The organism is Simiduia sp., from assembly GCF_058345725.1.
Genome location: NZ_JBTUOC010000041.1, coordinates 74402 through 93216, shown reverse-complemented (window position 1 = coordinate 93216; position 18815 = coordinate 74402). Strand labels below are relative to the sequence as shown.

Genomic DNA, 18815 nt, shown 5'->3' with positions numbered 1-18815 from the left:
CAAGCGTCCATGAAAATTATTATTCTTGGCGCCGGACAGGTGGGCGGCACGCTGGCCGTAAACCTGGCTAGCGAATCCAACGATATTACGGTAGTAGATACCAACCCGGCGCTGCTTGACGATTTGCGTGACCGCATCGACATTGGTGTGGTCACCGGTAGCGCCTCGCACCCAGACGTATTGATCAACGCCGGGATTGAAGACGCCGACATGCTGGTGGCCGTCACCAGTAACGACGAAATCAATATGATTGCCTGCCAGGTGGCGCACAGTCTGTTTCGAACGCCTACCAAAATCGCCCGCGTTCGCTCACAGGCCTATCTGTCCCAGGGTAATCTCTTTTCCAATGAAGTGATCCCCATCGATGTACTGATCAGCCCCGAACGTCTAGTGTCTGATTACATCTATCGACTCATCGAACATCCGGGCGCACTGCAAGTGGTGGACTTTGCCGAAGGGCGCGTGCAATTGGTGGCGGTGCGAGCTTATTACGGCGGACCTTTGGTAGGCCAGGAGTTGCGCTATCTACGCCAGCACATGCCTTCTGTGGACACCCGAGTGGCCGCCATCTATCGGCGGGGCAAAGCCATTATGCCCGAGGGATCGTCGGTTATTGAGGCAGACGACGAAGTCTTTTTTATCGCCGCCAAGGCCGATATTCGCGCGGTGATGAGCGAATTGCGACGATTGGAGAGCTCCTACAAGCGCATCATTATCGCCGGTGGCGGCAACATTGGCTCGCGCCTGGCGCAGCAGCTGGAAAAACGCTATTCGGTAAAGATCATCGAATTTAACGAAAGCCGCTGCAACACCCTGTCGGAAGAATTGCAAGACACCATCGTCCTACTTGGCAGCGCATCCGACCAGGATCTACTACTGGAGGAAAACATCGAAGACACCGATGTTTTCTTGGCCCTAACCAACGATGACGAAGCCAACATAATGTCGTCTATGCTGGCCAAGCGCCTGGGCGCGCGCAAGGTGATGGCGCTGATCAACAACGCCGCCTACGTGGATTTAGTGCAAGGCGGCGAGATCGATATCGCAATCAGTCCGCAAACCACCACCATTGGCAGTTTACTGACCCACGTGCGACGCGGCGACATGGTCAATGTACACTCCCTGCGCCGGGGTGCAGCAGAGGCCATTGAAGTCATCGCCCACGGCGACAGCAAAACCTCGCGCGTGGTGGGCCGTGCCATTGAGGATATAGACCTGCCCGAAGGTGCCAGTATTGGTGCCATTGTGCGCGAGCACGACACTGGCAGTGAAGTGATCATTGCCCACGACGACGTAGTCGTAAGAACCGGCGATCACGTCATAGTGTTTTTGGTGAATAAAAAATACACCAAAGATGTTGAGCGTTTATTCCAGGTGGGCTTTTCCTTTTTTTAATCGGACGCAGCTATGCATTTTTCTGTGATCTTCCGGGTACTGGGTGTTTTGCTGATGATTTTCAGCTTGACCTTGCTCCCGCCGTTGGCCATGTCACTCTGGTACGGCGACGATCACCATCACGCATTTTTGTTTGCCTTTGGCATTACCTTTGTTACCGGTCTGGGTATTTGGTTGCCCGTCTACCGCGCACGCCACGATCTGCAAACGCGCGACGGTTTTTTAATTACCGCGCTGTTCTGGTCGGTGCTGGGACTTTTTGGTTCACTGCCCTTTTACATCAGCGCCGAGTTAGACGCCTCATTTACCGATGCACTCTTCGAGTCCATTTCGGGTTTAACTACCACCGGCGCCACGGTCTTTACCGGCCTCGATTTTCTGCCCAAATCCATTCTCTATTACCGCCAACAACTGCAGTGGCTGGGCGGTATCGGTATCATCGTGATCGCCGTAGCCATTCTGCCCATGTTGGGCATTGGCGGCATGCAGTTGTATCGCGCTGAAACACCCGGGCCCGTTAAAGACAGTAAATTAACGCCGCGTATTACCGAGACCGCCAAAGCCCTGTTTTTTATGTACGTGGCGCTCACGCTCTTGTGTGCCCTGGCCTATCGACTGGGCGGCATGAGCGAATTCGATGCTGTGTGTCACGCCTTTTCCACGGTGGCCATTGGCGGTTTTTCTACCCACGACGCCAGCATTGGCTACTTTAATAGCCCGGCCATCATGGGTATATGTACCTTCTTTATGTTTTTTTCCGGCATTAATTTTGCGCTGCACTTTTTTGGTTGGCGCGAACACAGCTTGCGCCAATACTTTAACGACCCAGAGTGCCGGTTTTACAGTGCCTGGGTGTTGGTGGGAGCCGTGATCACTATTGGTTATCTCTACAGCACCGGGACTTACAGTGCTTTTGATAGTTTAATGCACGGCAGTTTTGAATTTGTATCGGTATTAACCACCACCGGTTTTGGCACAGCGGACTTTAGCTCCTGGCCCACTTTTTTACCCTTTATGCTGTTTTTATTTGCGTTTATGGGCGGCTGTGGTGGCTCCACTGCCGGCGGGATGAAAGTGATGCGGGTGATGCTTATCTGCAAGCAAGGCTATCGGGAAATTAAACGGTTAATTCACCCCAGCGCCATCATCCCTATTAAAGTAGGAAAAAAATCGGTGCCGGACCGCGTAGTAGAAGCTGTATGGGGATTCTTTGCCGTTTATATCATCAGCTTTATGGTAATGTTTTTAATGTTGCTAGCCACCGGTTTGGATTTTGTTACCAGCTTTTCCGCCGTGGGCGCCAGTATTAATAATCTGGGACCAGGTATGGGCGATGTGGCCGCGCACTACGGCAATATCAATGATCCCGCCAAGTGGATTCTATGCTTTGCCATGCTGCTGGGCCGACTCGAAGTCTTTACCTTGCTGGTACTCTTCACGCCCATGTTTTGGCGGCGATAAACATGCCTTATTCTCGCGCCCCGTTGCGACAACGAGCGCAGGTTTACGCGCGCTTGTTAAAGTTGTAGCGGCGCGGTTCACCGGGTAGAACCCGGCGAAAGCGCTTGTACTCCCACTGGTATTGCGCCGGTGCCTTGGCCACCAGCCGCTCTATGCTGGCGTTCAGACCCGTCAGCGACTCGCGCTCGTCGTCGCTGTAGATTGCAGGATTGGGCGCGTCCAATACCAATTCAAAACCCGTATCCGTGCGCAGGCAGGCGCCAGCCAAAACTTCACAACCGGTGCGTTGAATCAGGTTGTGCACCAGCGTCATGGTCATGGCTTCCACGCCAAAGAAAGGCGCAAAATTGCCCCCACTGTCGCGCCCAGGCACCTGATCGGGCAATATGCCCGTCAGACCACCGCGCTTGAGCCATTTGAACAGACCCATCACACCTTGCCGATTGGTCGGCAGTACCGCGGTACCGTCCACTTGGCGGTAGTGCAAGATCAGTTGATCAAAGGCCGGCGATTGACCTGGGTGGTAGAGTACTTTCAAGTCGTCTATTTGCTGCAGATAGCGACCCAGTAATTCCCAGTTACCTAAATGTGGCGCGAGAATTACGACACCCTTTCCTCCTGCCAGGGCCGCCTGTAAGCGCGCTTTAGCCGCCGGCGCAACCGTTAACAGCGGCTCTAAGCGCTGCCAGGGCCAAGTCCACACACGGCTGGACTCAAACAGCAAGTACGCAGTGTGGTGCAGGCTCTCGGCGGTCAATAGAGCCTGCTGTTGAGCGGACAACTGTGGAAAACACAACCCGATGTTTTCCGCAGTGACTCGGGCACTGCGCGCACCTATGGTCTGTAACACCGCACTCAGGCCGCGTGCCAGTCGCCAACTCACAGGTTTCGGTACACAGGCGATCACCCGCAGCGCAGCATGCAATAGACGACTTTTTATGGGCAGCGCGGGCGCGGTTTGACTCACTGACATGGGCAAAGGGCCGGTAATAGTCTCTCAAGGGCGCGAGATTACCCCAAAAAGGCCGCTACGGCCAAAGTCTGCACTTACACCCATAGGCCCGCCCCGCTATAATTCGGCCCTTTCCCCATTCTGAACGCGATTGCCCGGAGGCAAAGTGTCTAATTCCAAGGCGGGCGCTCCCGATGTGAGCACCTTTCAGGGTCTGATTTTGGCTCTGCAACAATACTGGGCCGAACAAGGCTGTGTGATTCTTCAACCACTGGATATGGAAGTGGGTGCCGGTACCTTTCACCCCGCCACTTTCTTGCGCGCCATCGGCCCCGAAACCTGGAACAGCGCTTATGTGCAGCCCTGCCGGCGCCCCACCGACGGCCGCTACGGGGAAAACCCCAATCGCCTGCAGCACTACTACCAGTTCCAAGTGGTGATGAAGCCTTCACCCGATAATATTCAGGAACTGTACCTGGGCTCTTTAAAGCACCTGGGCCTGGACACCACCATGCACGATATTCGCTTTGTGGAAGACAACTGGGAATCGCCCACACTGGGTGCTTGGGGCTTGGGCTGGGAAGTGTGGCTCAATGGAATGGAAGTGACGCAGTTTACCTATTTTCAACAGGTGGGTGGCCTTGAGTGCTATCCGGTTACGGGCGAAATTACCTACGGTATCGAGCGCATTGCCATGTATCTGCAGGGTGTGGATTCAATTTACGACTTAGTTTGGACCGTTGGCCCCGACGGCAACAAAGTCACCTACGGCGATGTGTTTCATCAAAATGAAGTAGAGATGTCGCACTTTAATTTTGAACAGGCCAATGTGGAATTTTTGTTTCAAAGCTTCGACACCTACGAGCGCGAGAGCGAGCGTCTTATTGAACATGGACTACCACTGCCTGCCTATGAAATGGTTATGAAGGCCTCACACGCGTTCAACCTGTTAGACGCGCGCCACGCTATTTCCGTCACCGAGCGGCAACGGTTTATTTTGCGCGTGCGCACCCTGGCCCGCGCCGTGGCACAGGCGTATTTTGACGCCCGCAAAAAACTCGGCTTCCCACTGGCTGAACCGGCCCTGCGCGATGAAGTGTTAGCCGCCTCCGGAGATTCAAAATGACACAAGCCACTCTGTTAATTGAGGTGGGCACCGAAGAGTTGCCACCCAAAGCGCTGAAACAACTTTCGCAGGCATTTAGCCAAAGTATCTTGAACAACTTGGGACAAAAAGGCTTGGCCTTTGGCGACGCAAAATCCTACGCCGCGCCGCGCCGCTTGGCCATTAGCATTGCCGCGCTGCCCGACGCCACGCCGGTTACCGAGGCCGAGATGTGGGGGCCGCCAGCCCATATTGCCTTCGATAAAGACGGCAAGCCCACTAAAGCCGGTCTCGCATTTGCAGAGAAGAACGGCGTCGCGGTGGAGTCACTCACCGTTAAACACGACGGCAAAATCGATAAACTTTTTGCGCAAGTTACCCAGGGCGGCGAATCTGTTGCGGCGCTATTGCCCGGCATCGTTGCACAGGCTTTGGCCGATCTACCTATTCCTAAGCGCATGCGCTGGGGTGCAAAACGCGAAGAATTTGTGCGCCCCGTACATTGGTTGGTCATGCTGTATGGCGACACCGTCGTACCTGGTCAGGTGATGGGCTTAACAGCTGATCGCCTAAGTCGCGGGCACAGGTTTCATCACAACGAATCGATTAGCCTGGCGCACGCAGACGACTATGCACGCGCGCTAGAAAACGCCTACGTACTGGCCGACTACGATGCGCGGCAACAAAAGATCGTGGCGCAGGTTAACCAGTGTGCCGCCGATCTGGGCGGGCATGCTCAAATGGAACCCGCGCTGCTCGACGAAGTCACCGCTCTGGTGGAGTGGCCGGTGGCACTTGCCGGAAACTTTGAACAGCGCTTTTTGGATGTGCCCGCCGAAGCACTGATTTCCTCCATGGGCGAACACCAAAAATATTTCCACCTGCTGGATGACGACGGCAAACTAATGCCCCATTTCATTACCGTGGCTAACCTAGAGAGCCGCGATCCGGCGCAGGTTATCGATGGAAACGAGCGGGTAATTCGTCCGCGTTTGTCCGACGCCGCCTTCTTTTTTGAAACCGATAAAAAAACCACGCTTGGCGACCAGCGCGAGCGCCTCAAGACTATCGTCTTTCAGGCACAGCTCGGAACCTTGTTCGACAAGACCGAGCGCGTAGCCCAGCTGGCCAAGACGATCGCGCAAAAATTAGGCGCTAACGAGCAGCATGCAGTCCGCGCGGGTAGTCTGTGTAAGAGCGATCTGGTCACCAACATAGTCGGTGAATTCGACACCATGCAAGGTGTTGCCGGCTATTACTATGCACTGAACGACGGCGAAGATTTGGAAGTGGCCAAGGCGCTCAATGAGCAATATTTGCCCCGCTTTGCCGGCGACCAATTGCCCGAAACTCAAACCGGTACCATTTTGGCTTTGGCAGATCGGCTGGATACCCTGACGGGTATTTTCGGTATCGGCCAACACCCCACCGGCTCAAAAGACCCCTTTGCCTTGCGTCGCGCCAGTCTAGGCGTGTTGCGCCTGCTGGTTGAAAAAAAATTGCCGCTGGATTTGCGCGAACTGCTCGATAGCGCCATTGCTCAACACGCCCAGTTACACGCACCCGCGCTCGCCGATACCGTTTTGCAGTACATGCTCGATCGATTCCGGGCCTGGTATGAAGATGCCAGCATAGCGCCCGAGGTGTTTATGGCGGTGAGTGCAAAATCTCTCAGCCAACCGTTGGATATAGACAACCGGGTGAAAGCCGTCCAAGCCTTTAGCCAACTGCCGGCCGCTCAGGCGCTGGCCGCCGCTAACAAACGAGTGGCCAATATTCTGGCTAAGCTCGATCGACAACCTGGCAATCAAGTCGACGAAGCACTGCTGCAAGAGCCAGCGGAACAGGCCCTAGCCCAAGCCCTTAAGGCGCAGCAAGCCCAAACAGCGCCCCTGCTCGCCGCCAGTCAATACACAGAGACACTGACCAGCTTGGCTAGCTTGCAAGACAGCGTCGACGCCTTTTTTGACAAGGTGATGGTAATGGCTGATGACACAGACGTGCGCAATAACCGATTGGCGCTATTGCAACAATTGCGCGCTTTGTTTTTGGAAGTTGCAGACATTTCATTGCTAGTGCCCGCCAAGGCCTAAGGACATTTATGGAAGCCCAGGGCTTGAAATTGGTAATTCTCGATCGCGACGGCGTCATCAATGTTGACTCCGATGCCTTTGTGAAAAATGCCGACGAGTGGATTCCAATTCCCGGCAGCATTGAAGCCATAGCAGAGCTGAGCCAGCAGGGTTTTACTGTGGTGGTCGCCACCAATCAATCCGGCTTAGCGCGCGGGTTATTTGATTTAGATGACCTGGAAGCCATGCACGCCAAACTTGCACAGCTAGTAGAAGCACAGGGCGGTTCCGTGGCGGCCGTTTTTTATTGTCCACACGGGCCGGAGGACGGTTGTAATTGTCGCAAACCTAAGGCTGGGCTGATCGATGCCATTGAGGCAGAGTTTGATACCAGTGCCCAAGGTGTACCACTGGTGGGCGATAGCTTGCGCGATCTCGAAGCCGGCCTAAGTAAAGGTTGCCAGCCCTTACTGGTGCGCACTGGTAAGGGGTCCAAGTCCGAAGCGCTCTTAGCCGATCACCCTGCCTTGCAGGCCACCCCGGTATTTGATTCGTTGCTCGCGGCGCTTACCCATATTAAATCGATTTACGGATGATCATGCTCATATTACGCAATGTGGTGTTTTACCTGGGTTACTGGTTATCGCTACCGGTGTTTGGGTTGGGAGGACTCCTACTCTGGCCGGTGACCAGTTTTCGCACCCGCTCGCGCTTTGTCACGCTGTGGAACCGGTTTGTGGTGTGGTGGCTAAAGGTAGTTTGCGGTGTGCGTTACGAGCTGCGGGGGCTAGAAAACCTGCCTCAAGCACCCAGTGTCATACTCGCCAATCACCAGTCCGCATGGGAAACCCTGGTGCTGCAGTACCTTTTTCAACCGGCCTCCACTGTCCTTAAAAAAGAACTGCTAAATCTTCCAATTTTCGGCTGGGGGCTCAGAGCCATGGAGCCCATCGCCATCGACCGCAGCAATCCGCGCGAGGCGCTAAAGGCTGTGAAACGCGATGGCCTGGCCCGATTAGACGCCGGTAATCACGTACTGATATTTCCGGAGGGCACCCGCAAAGCACCCGGGCAACTGGGTAGTTTTGCCCGCTCCGGAGCCGATATTGCCTGCGCCGGGTCCTACAACATCATACCCGTGGCACATAACGCAGGCCGCTGTTGGCCCGCTCACCAGTGGCTTAAAAAGCCCGGCTTGATTACCCTCACCGTGGGACCGGCCATCGCCACAACCGAGAAAAACAGCAAAGCCGCCACCGAGGAAGCCAGGCAGTGGATTGCCACTCAATTGGACGGCGAGTAACTATATAACCTATTGATTTCAAAGAAAAAAGCCGGCTATTGCCGGCTTTTTTCTTACTGCTACTAATCAATACGGTTGTCGAATCTCAGTTTCGTTGAAATCATTAGCTATCTGATTTTTAAGCATTTTTCAGCCAAAATGAGATTTTTCCAAACTCCTCTAATCTCACTTTAGATGGTATGGCGTACGTACAATCTCATTTTAGTTGAAAACCCCTGAAAATCAGGCACTTAGAAGCCTTCTGACAGTGCGACCCAGACCGTAGTCACTTGTTAATGGGCAATGGCTATGACCACATTTGCACAATAACCGTAATGGCTGCCCCGCTTGCGCCTATGCCAAACAGAACTAGCTGCCACCAAAATAGACACCACGATAGGTCTCCCAGGGCCTTAGTTTCTTGCCTGTCATTAGAACTGACCGGCTCATCTTTGTAGCGGGAACGCGCAATCTGTGTGGTAGCACGAAAATCCCGAAGGCGATTGATGGCACACCAAACAGCTAGACAAATGGAAACTGCGAGTAAGACTATTGAGCATGCAGCAAAAATAGGTAGCCAAACGCTAGAAGGCTTGGCGGAAACCAAACCAGAAACTAGAAAAGCTAGAAGGCCTGTAGATAGCCCAAGCACAAGATTAGAAACGGAGGAAAAATAATCTCGCGTAATGCCTTGCCACCGGACGAAACTCTCTTTATCTCCTGCTGCCACTTACTTTCTCCTGCCCGTTAACGCTTCAAGAATCGTTGGCGGCCTTTTCGTCATCCGCGTTGCTTGACTTGTTAAGTGATGGGTTTACTACTGGACTTGATTCTTCTTTTTGCTCCACTTCTGTCTTGGGCGGTGTGACTTCTGAATCCTTCCAGGGTTGGAACACAAATAATGTAATAAGAGCAACTATGAGCCCAGCAATCACACTGGCGGATATTGGGTGAGTAAATAGTGAAAACTTAAAGGCTCCAATTCCGAGTTGATTGGCCAGCGAGTCTAGGTGATTCCTAGCAGTTTGCCACCTAACAAAGATTGGCGAAGTTGTGTTTGAGCCTTTGGGAATGTATTTATTTAAAAGAGGCGAAAGTCTAATGACTTCCTCTTTTGAGGTTTCAGACAAACTTAGGGTGGATATGTATTCCAACACCTCATTTTGCTGAGAAACCGTATTGTCGTATTCGAACTTCCTCAATCTCGCATCCTTGTTGGGAAAATCACTTAACAGTTTATTTAGCAGACTCGGCTTGCTTTCTCGGAAACCAAACCACGTTCAGAATATTTACTTAACACCACTAAGGCATTGAATTTAAAAGAACATTTTAAAAATCTCGAGCAACCACTCCACTAGGTGCCATCGTACAGACTATTGCTGGCAGTTATGACTCTACTCCAAATCGCAGCATAATTTCCAAACTAAGGTTGGATTTGTCAATGACAAACCTCCATAAGCGTCCGGAAGCTTGACCTGTATAGTAAAGCTACCGCCTATTAAGAAGAGTGTTTTGGGCGGGTTAAGCTAAGAACAAGCCAAGATTTCATCCTTGATTGGCCAAATCCGAGCGTAACTGCCCATTGTATATTTAGCCTATCACGTCAATGCACTCGGAACATGGCATAGTACCGGACATATCTCATCCCGACTATAAACATAACTCATTGAATTGTAAGGATAATTCAATGAGTTATGTCATTCTGAGGTTGTCAATCCCGCAAGGGGTCGCCCTCCGATCCATTCCCTTTTCACTTTTATTACACTGATAATAAGGGAGATTCGACAATACTGCGTGATAATGATAAAAAGCCGTCAAACTGCTGTTAGAAGGAACTATTCTGAAACACCAGACTAGACAGATGGTTAGTAGTCCCAGCAGCTAAACTAAAGTTATCAATAGACTATTCGGAAACAAACGTGGCCACAGCGTACGCTAACATTAACCCAGACATCCTTAGCTGGGCACGGGAACGTGCTCGGCTAAGCTTGGATGCGTTAGCAAAGAAGCTCCACGTGCCCGAGAACAAGTTAGAAGCGTGGGAGAATGGCGATAAGCCTCCCACCTTTAAACAAGCGCAGAATTTTGCATCTAAAACACATATCCCGTTTGGTTACCTGTTCTTAAATGCGCCACCAGAAGAAGCTCTTCCGCTGCCAGATTTGAGAACGATTGGCAGCCAGCAGCCCCATCGTCCAAGTGCTGAATTGATTGATGTGGTGCAAGTAGTTTTGCAACGGAAACAGTGGTTTCTAGAGTACTTGCAAGATCAAGGCATTGGCAACAACCCGCATATTGGACTATTCAACGTTGATAGCTCTGTGACTGAAGTTGTTGAGCATATGAGGCACGTATTGAGAGTTGGTCCACATCCTGAACGAGGCTATTGGGACGAGTACTTCCGAATGCTGGTACAAAGAATCGAAGAGGCGGGCATATTGGTAATGCGACAAGGCGATATGGGACACCATACACGACCATTGTCTGTTGCAGAGTTTAGAGGCTTCGCCATCTTCGACCCCGTTGCTCCTGTTATTTTTATTAATCAAGCCGATGCACCTAGCGCCCGATTATTCACCTTGATTCATGAACTTGCACACATTTGGATTGGAGAAAGTGGTATATCTGATGCAAGCCCGCAAACTCAACGCAGAGAAGAAGTGTTGTGCAATGCCGTGGCTGGTGAGTTTCTAGTACCAGAAACTGAGTTTAAACAAGTATGGCAAGAACGTGATGACTGGAAGGACAATATTCCCGCTTTAGAAGCTCATTTTCACGTGAGTAAATGGGTAATAGCTCGCCGCGCACTGGATTTGGGCAAATTGTCTTTTCAACTATACCAGCGTTATATCAACGATTTAAAAGAACAATATAAAAATAGAGAACGCACAGATGGTGGCCCAACCTACTACTTAACTAAAAAAGGCCAGCTCAGTGAGCGATTTTCTAAGGCGTTGGTGAGCGAAGCATTAAGCGGACGAGTATTATTACGAGATGCAGCTCAACTCCTAGGCATGAAGGCCAGCAATATCTCTAAATTCGCCAAGGAACTGGATATTTAATGTATTTGCTCGATGCAAACACCTACATTCAAGCAAAAAATTTCCACTATCATATGAGCTTCTGCCCAGCCTATTGGGATTGGCTTGACCGACAATACCAGCAAGGATCTCTTGCCAGTATTATTAGCGTGTATGACGAACTGCATCAATTTGGTGATGAACTTTCAGAGTGGGTAAAAAGAAGAAAGCATCATTTCCAGGATGTTTCGGATAAAGATACCCAAATAAAGCTGAAAGACGTTGCCCAACACGTCGCAAACCTGCCCAACAAAGATCGAGGAAATATTGCCAACTTTCTAAATGGCGCAGATCCTTGGTTAATTGCCAAGGCCGCAAATACTGGTGCAACTATCGTCACTCACGAAGTGCTTGTACCTGACGATAGTAAAAAGGTAAGAATTCCCAATGTATGCAGGCATTTCGATGTTAATTACATCACAACATTTGAACTGCTTAGAACGCTCAATGCGCAATTTGTATTAGGCAGTCCCGTCAGATCCTAGTTAACCCGATCAACAGCACAGCATAACACTGGGTACTAAGCCTGCTTTTGTATTCTAATTTATAAATTCGCCGACAATGACCAAAGTGGAAGAAGAATTTTTCAGGTCGATTCACTTGGCTACTACTTTATACATTGACGATCTTCAAATTCTATCATCTTGAGGAATGTACCAGATCCCGAGTGTTTAGCTACCGATATAGTTTCTTTATCAATAAATTTGTACCGCTCGTTCTGGGTTACATTTTGGCACGGGCCATATGAATAGTAATCGCTCGCTGCGACAATGATGCTGATAAACGCCTTCGGGAAACTATTCTTGAATGTTGGTACTGCCTCAATAAGTATAAGAACGTGGACTAACACTACAAACGCCCCTAGTATTCTTGCCGTTTCGAGATCTACAGATGGCTCCTCTTTCACGACGCTAGGAATTAGTATTCGACTAAAATAGCTAACCAGTTTCCTGACTGGAAATATGAGCATGTAGATCATGTAATAAATCGATAAAACAATAGCAGTAAAGTAAAGCCATATAATTGGCATAAGAAAGATAGTTAGCAGTCTATTTCCATTAGGAAATAGACTAGGATCTAGACCGGTGGCAGTATTTATAACATGCTCAGCGTATACATTCGCCAATGTAGTTGTAAATGCACCCAGAAATAATGTAGTCAATGCAGTTAAAAAGAGGGAGTTTTTCAATAGTTTCCTAAGTCGCCCTCCTAGCTCCCAGCAAAATCCAAGACCCGCCAATATTGCCCCGAAGTACATAGCCCAAGTTATTTTCCCAAAATGAGCTTTGTCTATTAGAATGGCGACAACAATACTCACCGTAAATACAATGAAAGCCAGTTGGTAGAGTCTTTCGGGAGTTACTGAAATTTTCGAAATATTCCTTGTCTCAAGACCTAGCATGAAGTGACCTCTTCAGCTCGTTTAGTATCCGGCCGATCTTGGGTACCACAATATCCAAGATTGATTTGACCTCCGACTTTTGTCTCTTGCTTTCACAATGTATCAATTCAGGCGTTCTGCTACTCGGCCTACGGATTTCTATACATTTTTCAATCAAAATGAGATTGCGTCTGCCTACTCCAATCTCACTTTAAATGAAATGGCTTTCGTTCTGTCTCACTTTAGCTGAAAACATAAACAAATCAGGCGCTTATAAGCCTTGTGCTCTGTGTTGGCTGAATTCTACCCATGCAGATCACGTCTTATATCTGCGGAAGAAGGCACCCTACATAAAGTAGACAAAACCAAAGGAAAACCCCAGAGCAGACAGACCGTACGTGTTAGGCAAATTCTCTCGGCCAAAATGACTTTATAGCCTGCGAGGAATCGCCTAAAGATCGGTCGAAAAAGGCGGCGCATTACTGACTATGATTGGTAGAGGCTAGATTGACGCGCTGGATTAGAAGTGTTCTTCATTTCGACAATTCTTACTAAAAGGCTCCTTATATCTGGGACAGAAAGACACTTAATTTCGTCTTCCGCAGATATATTGACAATTACCCCGCCCGTACTAAATGATCGATCACCTTGGTAAAATGACGCAAGAATCTCAAGGTACTCCAAAAAACGTTTTCCACTATATCCGATATATAGATTCTCACGGTTCGCTTGCCGAGCAGAAGTGCAATATTCTTCGATAAACGAAAGTAATGACATAGATTTGGTGGTTTTTTCATATTCTACGTATGGCCTAAACTGTATATCTATGCAGCCCCTGCCACTGTTGCCGCCAATGCCAATGAAATGGGACAGGTAGGATATTCTTACAAGTTCAGTATCTTCACTATTCATCAGATAGTTATAAATTGACTTCTGTTTATCTAACTCATTCTCGTCAACACCCTCATTATCCTTCTTAAATTCTATTATGATGCTTCTTCCATCTATACATGAAAAGAAATCACCAATTACTGGATCTGCAGGTGTCTGTTGATATAAACCTATCGATACATTCAAACCCAATTGTGAAGTATTGGAGGTCAGTCTTCTTGCCCTAACCCTCTCTGAATATACGCCAAGCAAGTAAATAAAGTTCCCTATATAAACATTTTCATAGATCTTATGCATGCCAGCCCTGTCTACTGATTCATAATATTACAATGGAGGAGCGACCAATTATTTAGCAACTTGAGACTATCACAATTCTATCTGACGCTATGGTGATAGTTTGTTTTATCAAACTTAGGTTCTAATGCCACGAAGGAAAATAATCAAGACACACTTTGAGGCATACAAGCAACGTATTTTGAATTACACACTATCAAATTTATCAGATTCTTCGAAAGTCAAAGCATAGGTATGCTACAAAATAAGAATATTTCTTATAGATTAGTATGTCTTTGTAGAAGGTCGATACATAGCAGCAGACAAATCCTATTTTTAATCAAAATGCCATCTTGTAGGCGATCTCGTACAGAATTTATGGCTAATTTCCTACAGGATAGATAGCTTATTTCTGACAGGACAATTTTTAAAACATCGGTAGAATGCGCAGCCTTATTATTTGGTGTACTGCAGCGCGGAACCACATCAGTGAGCATACTTATCTATTGCCTCTGACAATACCATAGATGACTGTTTAGTCATAGATTTACAGCTCAATTGGAATCTAAACCCTTTGCCGGAATATTCGAATCTCTTTTCAATGCCTATTGAAAATTGCACTCCTAGCGATATGTATTTGGAGGCCTTGTGAGCGAATTATTCCGCAAACAAGTTGTTGAAAAACACATAGACCGACTTCATGGAGACGTTCTATTGCTCCCGAAGTTATCCCACACCTTTGCACTTGGAGCCCTACTTCTTTGGGTATTCGCTACCGGTGTTTGGTTAACCTCAAGTAGCTATGCAAAGAAAGAAACTGTCATTGGGTGGTTGGAACCGGCAAAAGGCTCCATAAAGGTATACACGAATAGACACGGCGTTGTAGAAAGTATTTTAGTTAAAGATGGCGACTACGTAGAAAAGGACCAGCCTCTAATTGTAATAAAAGATGACCGCGTATCTTCCGATGGTGTGCACCTAGATTCTTTGCAATTAGATGAGTTAGAGAGCCAAAAGAAGCGTCTTACTTCCCGCCTTGAAAGTAGCAAACTAATGTTTCGTAATCGGGCACAAGGTCTCGAGCAATCTATTGATTCCACAAGGCAGGAACTACAACTATTAGAGTTACAGTCTCAAACTTTTGTAGAAAGGCACAAACTTTTAATTGAGCAATCAATCCGATATTCAAATCTTCAAAAAAATGGTCATATTTCTTCGTCAGATTTCGACAAAGTGATGTCGCAGGAGCTGGAACTTAGAGGCTCTATGCAAGGGATTTCTCGCGATAGAGTCAGTTTAACTAAACAGATAAAACAGCAGCAAAACCAGCTATTGTTACTCGCCCAGGAAGAAAATATTGAAGCGAATAGAATTCAATCGTTGATTTCAGAACTGTCCCAGCAAATGGCAGAAATTCGAGGGAGGCAGGGGTACATTCTCAGGGCACCTAAGGAGGGTATAGTTAGCAATATACAGCTTCACGAGGGGTTACAAGCTCAGAACACCACTCCTGCAATGATTTTAATGCCCAAGAACCTCGAGCTAAACGTAGAATTGCTTGTTCCGGTGAGGTCAGCCGGATTTATCGAACCCGGCCAGTTTCTGAAGATTCGATACGATGCATATCCGTATCAGAAATTTGGTCTACATGATGGTGTTGTAACCGACGTATCTAAATCCGTATTACTTCCAGGAGAGCTAAAGGACTCACCGTTCGCTATTGTTGAGCCGGTCTATCGAGTGTCGGCGAGGATAAATAGCTCAACTATTACTGCCTATGGAAAGCAAGTGTCACTTAGAGCAGGGATGACTTTGTCAGCTGATGTAAGGCAATCCGAACGAAGCTTATTGCAATGGCTTCTTGAGCCTTTACATAGCTTACGGGGCCGTTTATGACAGATAGATCTCAAACTAATAGTAACGATAGGCCTGAAGATCTACTGAAATTTAGCTCTCGGCGTAAACTTCCTGTATTGCATCAAGCTGAAGCGTCTGAATGCGGTCTGGTATGCTTGGCAATGATTGCGGGATACTACGGATATGAAACAGACTTAACTGATTTGCGCCGGAGATTTCAAATCTCAAACCATGGAACAAATTTAAAATCATTAATAGGTTTTGCAAATCGACTTGAACTTACGGGCCGAGCCTTAAAGCTAGATTGTGATGAAGTTGGATCACTCCAGCTACCCTGCATCTTACATTGGGACATGAATCACTTTGTAGTATTAAAATCCGTTAAAGGGGGTCGCTTTACAATTCATGATCCAAGCTCGGGAGAACGCCAATTCGATGCTTCCGATTTTGGCAAACACTTTACTGGTATTGCATTAGAACTTTCGCCTACGTCAGAATTTCGAGAGGTAAGAGAAAGAAGATCTCTTTCATTAACTAGCTTTTGGAAAAGCGCTGAAGGACTTAAGAGAAGCGTAGTACAGATATTTCTTCTTTCCCTAATCCTTCAATTGTTTACTATTGTAACGCCTTTCTATATTCAAACAGTAGTGGACGATGTTGTACTTCGAAGGGACCATGACCTGCTTATTGTTCTTGCAAGTGGCTTTGCGTTATTGCTCTTAATACAAACGGCCACAAATTCTTTTAGATCCTGGCTTATTTTGTATTTGTCTAGTCGCCTAAACATGCAAATATCGGCGAATTTGTTTCGCCATCTTATTCGCTTACCGGCAAGCTACTTCGCACAACGGCATTTAGGAGATATAACCTCTAGATTTTCTTCGCTGGGTCAAATTCGAGACCTTATTTCGCACGGCCTAGTCTCAGCTCTGGTGGATGGGATTCTTGCCTTGGTAACACTAGCAGCAATGTTTTACTACGATACAAAGCTAGCTTGGATCGTTCTACTCGTTGCGTTTATGTACGGGCTAGCTAGAGTGTTTCTATACCGACCGTACAGGCTACTTTCTGAAGAGAGTGTAGTTTCTCAGGCAAAACATGATTCGCATTTTATGGAATCGGTTAGGGCTATTCAGACGATAAAATTGTTCCAGAAAGAAGCAGACCGTCAAGCTCAGTGGCAAAATCTTTTAGCTGATACGCTAAACAAGAATATTAGACTAGCGCGTTGGGATATAAGCTATGACGCAATTAGCCGGATTTTGTTTGGTGCTGAAAATATTCTAGTAATATATTTCGCCGCAACAGCTGTAATGGGGAATATGATGTCGATCGGGATGCTTTTCGCATTTATGAGCTACAAGTCAAGATTTGTAGAATCGATAGATTCGTTAATAGCAAAATGTATAGATCTAAAAATGCTGGATCTACATCTTAATCGTCTTTCAGATATTGTTTTCACACCTATTGAGAACCAATCTAGTCCACTAGATTTTCAACCCGAAGTTGGAAGCTTTACCCCCTTGACCGGGCGTATAGAAGTTAAAGGTCTCAGCTTCAAGTACGGAGATGACGAGGAGCCTGTATTCAAGGATGTCAGTTTTACTATCGAGCCAAAAGACACCGTAGCCATCGTGGGTTCAAGTGGTTGTGGTAAAACTACGCTGCTTAAATGTCTAATGGGACTCTTGGAACCAAGTAGTGGTGAGGTATTAGTAGATGGTAAGCCAATTAAGTCGATCTCAAACTATCGAAGTCAAATTTCAGCAGTGATGCAAGATGATCAATTGTTAGCTGGTAGCATCGCTGAGAATATCTCCTGCTTCGATTCGAATGCAGATTTTCACCGAATACTTTTATGCGCTGAACTTGCTTGTATCGCTCAGGACATTGCCAGCATGCCTATGCAGTACAACACATTAGTTGGTGATATGGGAACAAGCCTAAGTGGGGGCCAGAAGCAACGCATCGTATTGGCGCGCGCTATGTATCGCGAGCCACAAATCCTTTTCATGGATGAAGCTACAAGCCACTTGGATATTGAGAATGAAGCTCGTATTAATCGATATATTCAGAATCTCAGTATTACTCGCGTTTTTGTAGCGCATAGACCGGAAACGGTTAAGACTGCAAGGAAGCAGATTCACCTAGGGTAACCTAGTTTTTCAAGTAGTAAGGAAATAAGTATGAAAGAGTTAGATAATACGGAACTTTATCAGGTTGTTGGTGGCTCAGTTTCCGAAGTAGCTGCCGGCGTGGCCGTTGGTGGAGCGGCTGGTCTAAGTGCAGGTGCCATTGCAGGTCTCGCATTTGGTGCTTCGTTCGCCGGTCCTGTAGGCGCGATCGTTGGAGGCCTTGTTGGACTGGGGTACGGATTCGCCACAATGAGCGGCGGTGGCGGACGATATCGTATACAACATGTTTCGGTAGCCCAGAAATAGTTCTTAGGAGAGTATAGAATTAAGGAACTGAAACCCTAAAGCAATAGTGTTTCGTTGCCATTGGTGTAGAGTTTAGTTGTTTTTACAACTAAACGACATCGACTATAATTCGCTTTTGTGCTCAGCTACGCGTTTACACGCGTAGCTTTGTCGCTATCTAATGGAGATTTGCATTGAGAAAAAAAATAGTTAGTTTGCTTTGTGATAAGAGCAAATCCTCAAGTTCTTTGGACGATTCAGTACTCGAAGAAGCACGGTATAGAACCTTTACAAAAGATAGATATAGTAATTTGAAGTTTTTCCTGTTTTCTATCGTTGTCTTTTCTCTACTATTCACCACTTTTGTATTTTTTGGATACAATTTCGTGGAAAAGTACCAAGGCGCACCTTGGATTTACGCGTTTTGGGGGCTTTTGGTCGGCTTACTCTATTTCGTATATTCGGCAGTTCAGTCAGCCTTTTACTTTTACCTAATCAGGAAAGAGCTTTACGCGTTACTTGACACTTCAAGCTGATGTTTTGAACAGTCTAGTTAGACCCTATGGAGCTAGTGAAAAAAGCTAGCTTTTACCTCGTGAGATGTTCAGTAAATTCCGTGATGTGGCAACGTATATTTCGAAGCTAT

At 47.6% G+C, this 18815-nt stretch carries 15 protein-coding genes; 11 read left to right on the top strand and 4 right to left on the bottom strand.

All coding sequences use genetic code 11. The features are described from left to right. The first annotated feature begins 9 nt into the window (after positions 1-9). Complete coding sequence (trkA, locus tag ACW8F6_RS10250; RefSeq protein WP_491575766.1) at positions 10-1395, top strand: Trk system potassium transporter TrkA; 1386 nt, start codon at positions 10-12, stop codon at positions 1393-1395. Positions 1396-1407: 12 nt separating this feature from the next. Next, positions 1408-2856 carry a TrkH family potassium uptake protein gene (locus ACW8F6_RS10245; protein WP_491575765.1) on the top strand — a complete coding sequence of 483 codons (1449 nt, stop codon included), beginning with the start codon at positions 1408-1410 and terminating at the stop codon, positions 2854-2856. 43 nt (positions 2857-2899) lie between these two features. On the opposite strand, the gene ACW8F6_RS10240 is transcribed toward ACW8F6_RS10245, so the two are convergent. Beyond that, positions 2900-3829 carry a lysophospholipid acyltransferase family protein gene (locus tag ACW8F6_RS10240; RefSeq protein ID WP_491575764.1) on the bottom strand — a complete coding sequence of 310 codons (930 nt, stop codon included), beginning with the start codon at positions 3827-3829 and terminating at the stop codon, positions 2900-2902. 145 nt (positions 3830-3974) lie between these two features. Here ACW8F6_RS10240 and glyQ point away from each other — a divergent pair, with 145 nt between their 5' ends. From glyQ to ACW8F6_RS10220, 4 genes are read left to right on the top strand one after another with little or no spacing between them, the layout of a single operon-like run. Next, positions 3975-4934, top strand: a complete 960-nt coding sequence (gene glyQ / locus ACW8F6_RS10235) for a glycine--tRNA ligase subunit alpha (RefSeq protein WP_491575763.1) — start codon at positions 3975-3977, stop codon at positions 4932-4934. Then, positions 4931-7006 carry a glycine--tRNA ligase subunit beta gene (gene glyS / locus ACW8F6_RS10230; RefSeq protein ID WP_491575762.1) on the top strand — a complete coding sequence of 692 codons (2076 nt, stop codon included), beginning with the start codon at positions 4931-4933 and terminating at the stop codon, positions 7004-7006. Before glyQ ends, glyS begins: the two co-directional genes overlap by 4 nt. Positions 7007-7014: 8 nt before the next feature. Beyond that, positions 7015-7581, top strand: coding sequence for a D-glycero-beta-D-manno-heptose 1,7-bisphosphate 7-phosphatase (gene gmhB, locus ACW8F6_RS10225; protein WP_491575761.1), 567 nt, complete (start codon positions 7015-7017; stop codon positions 7579-7581). A 2-nt stretch (positions 7582-7583) separates the two neighbouring features. Continuing rightward, positions 7584-8288, top strand: a complete 705-nt coding sequence (locus ACW8F6_RS10220; protein ID WP_491575760.1) for a lysophospholipid acyltransferase family protein — start codon at positions 7584-7586, stop codon at positions 8286-8288. A gap of 734 nt (positions 8289-9022) precedes the next feature. Here ACW8F6_RS10220 and ACW8F6_RS10215 read toward each other — a convergent pair. Then, positions 9023-9469 (bottom strand): hypothetical protein, encoded by a 447-nt coding sequence (locus tag ACW8F6_RS10215; protein ID WP_491575759.1) that lies wholly within the window; start codon positions 9467-9469, stop codon positions 9023-9025. A gap of 813 nt (positions 9470-10282) precedes the next feature. Here ACW8F6_RS10215 and ACW8F6_RS10210 point away from each other — a divergent pair. After that, positions 10283-11329, top strand: coding sequence for an ImmA/IrrE family metallo-endopeptidase (locus ACW8F6_RS10210; protein WP_491575758.1), 1047 nt, complete (start codon positions 10283-10285; stop codon positions 11327-11329). Next, positions 11329-11832, top strand: coding sequence for a DUF4411 family protein (locus ACW8F6_RS10205; RefSeq protein ID WP_491575757.1), 504 nt, complete (start codon positions 11329-11331; stop codon positions 11830-11832). The genes ACW8F6_RS10210 and ACW8F6_RS10205 overlap by 1 nt, the downstream gene beginning before the upstream one ends. 122 nt (positions 11833-11954) lie before the next feature. On the opposite strand, the gene ACW8F6_RS10200 is transcribed toward ACW8F6_RS10205, so the two are convergent. Further along, the gene (locus ACW8F6_RS10200) at positions 11955-12749 is read right to left on the bottom strand and encodes a hypothetical protein (protein WP_491575756.1); all 795 of its coding nucleotides are present in this window, start codon (positions 12747-12749) and stop codon (positions 11955-11957) included. 465 nt (positions 12750-13214) lie between these two features. Further along, entirely contained in the window at positions 13215-13916 is a 702-nt protein-coding gene (locus tag ACW8F6_RS10195; RefSeq protein WP_491575755.1) for a hypothetical protein, read from the bottom strand. Positions 13917-14540: 624 nt separating this feature from the next. Here ACW8F6_RS10195 and ACW8F6_RS10190 point away from each other — a divergent pair. From ACW8F6_RS10190 to ACW8F6_RS10180, 3 genes are read left to right on the top strand one after another with little or no spacing between them, the layout of a single operon-like run. Further along, complete coding sequence (locus ACW8F6_RS10190; RefSeq protein ID WP_491575754.1) at positions 14541-15788, top strand: HlyD family secretion protein; 1248 nt, start codon at positions 14541-14543, stop codon at positions 15786-15788. Further along, entirely contained in the window at positions 15785-17905 is a 2121-nt protein-coding gene (locus ACW8F6_RS10185; protein ID WP_491575753.1) for a peptidase domain-containing ABC transporter, read from the top strand. The genes ACW8F6_RS10190 and ACW8F6_RS10185 overlap by 4 nt, the downstream gene beginning before the upstream one ends. Positions 17906-17935: 30 nt before the next feature. Then, positions 17936-18190 (top strand): hypothetical protein, encoded by a 255-nt coding sequence (locus ACW8F6_RS10180; RefSeq protein WP_491575752.1) that lies wholly within the window; start codon positions 17936-17938, stop codon positions 18188-18190. Positions 18191-18815 lie beyond the last annotated feature (625 nt).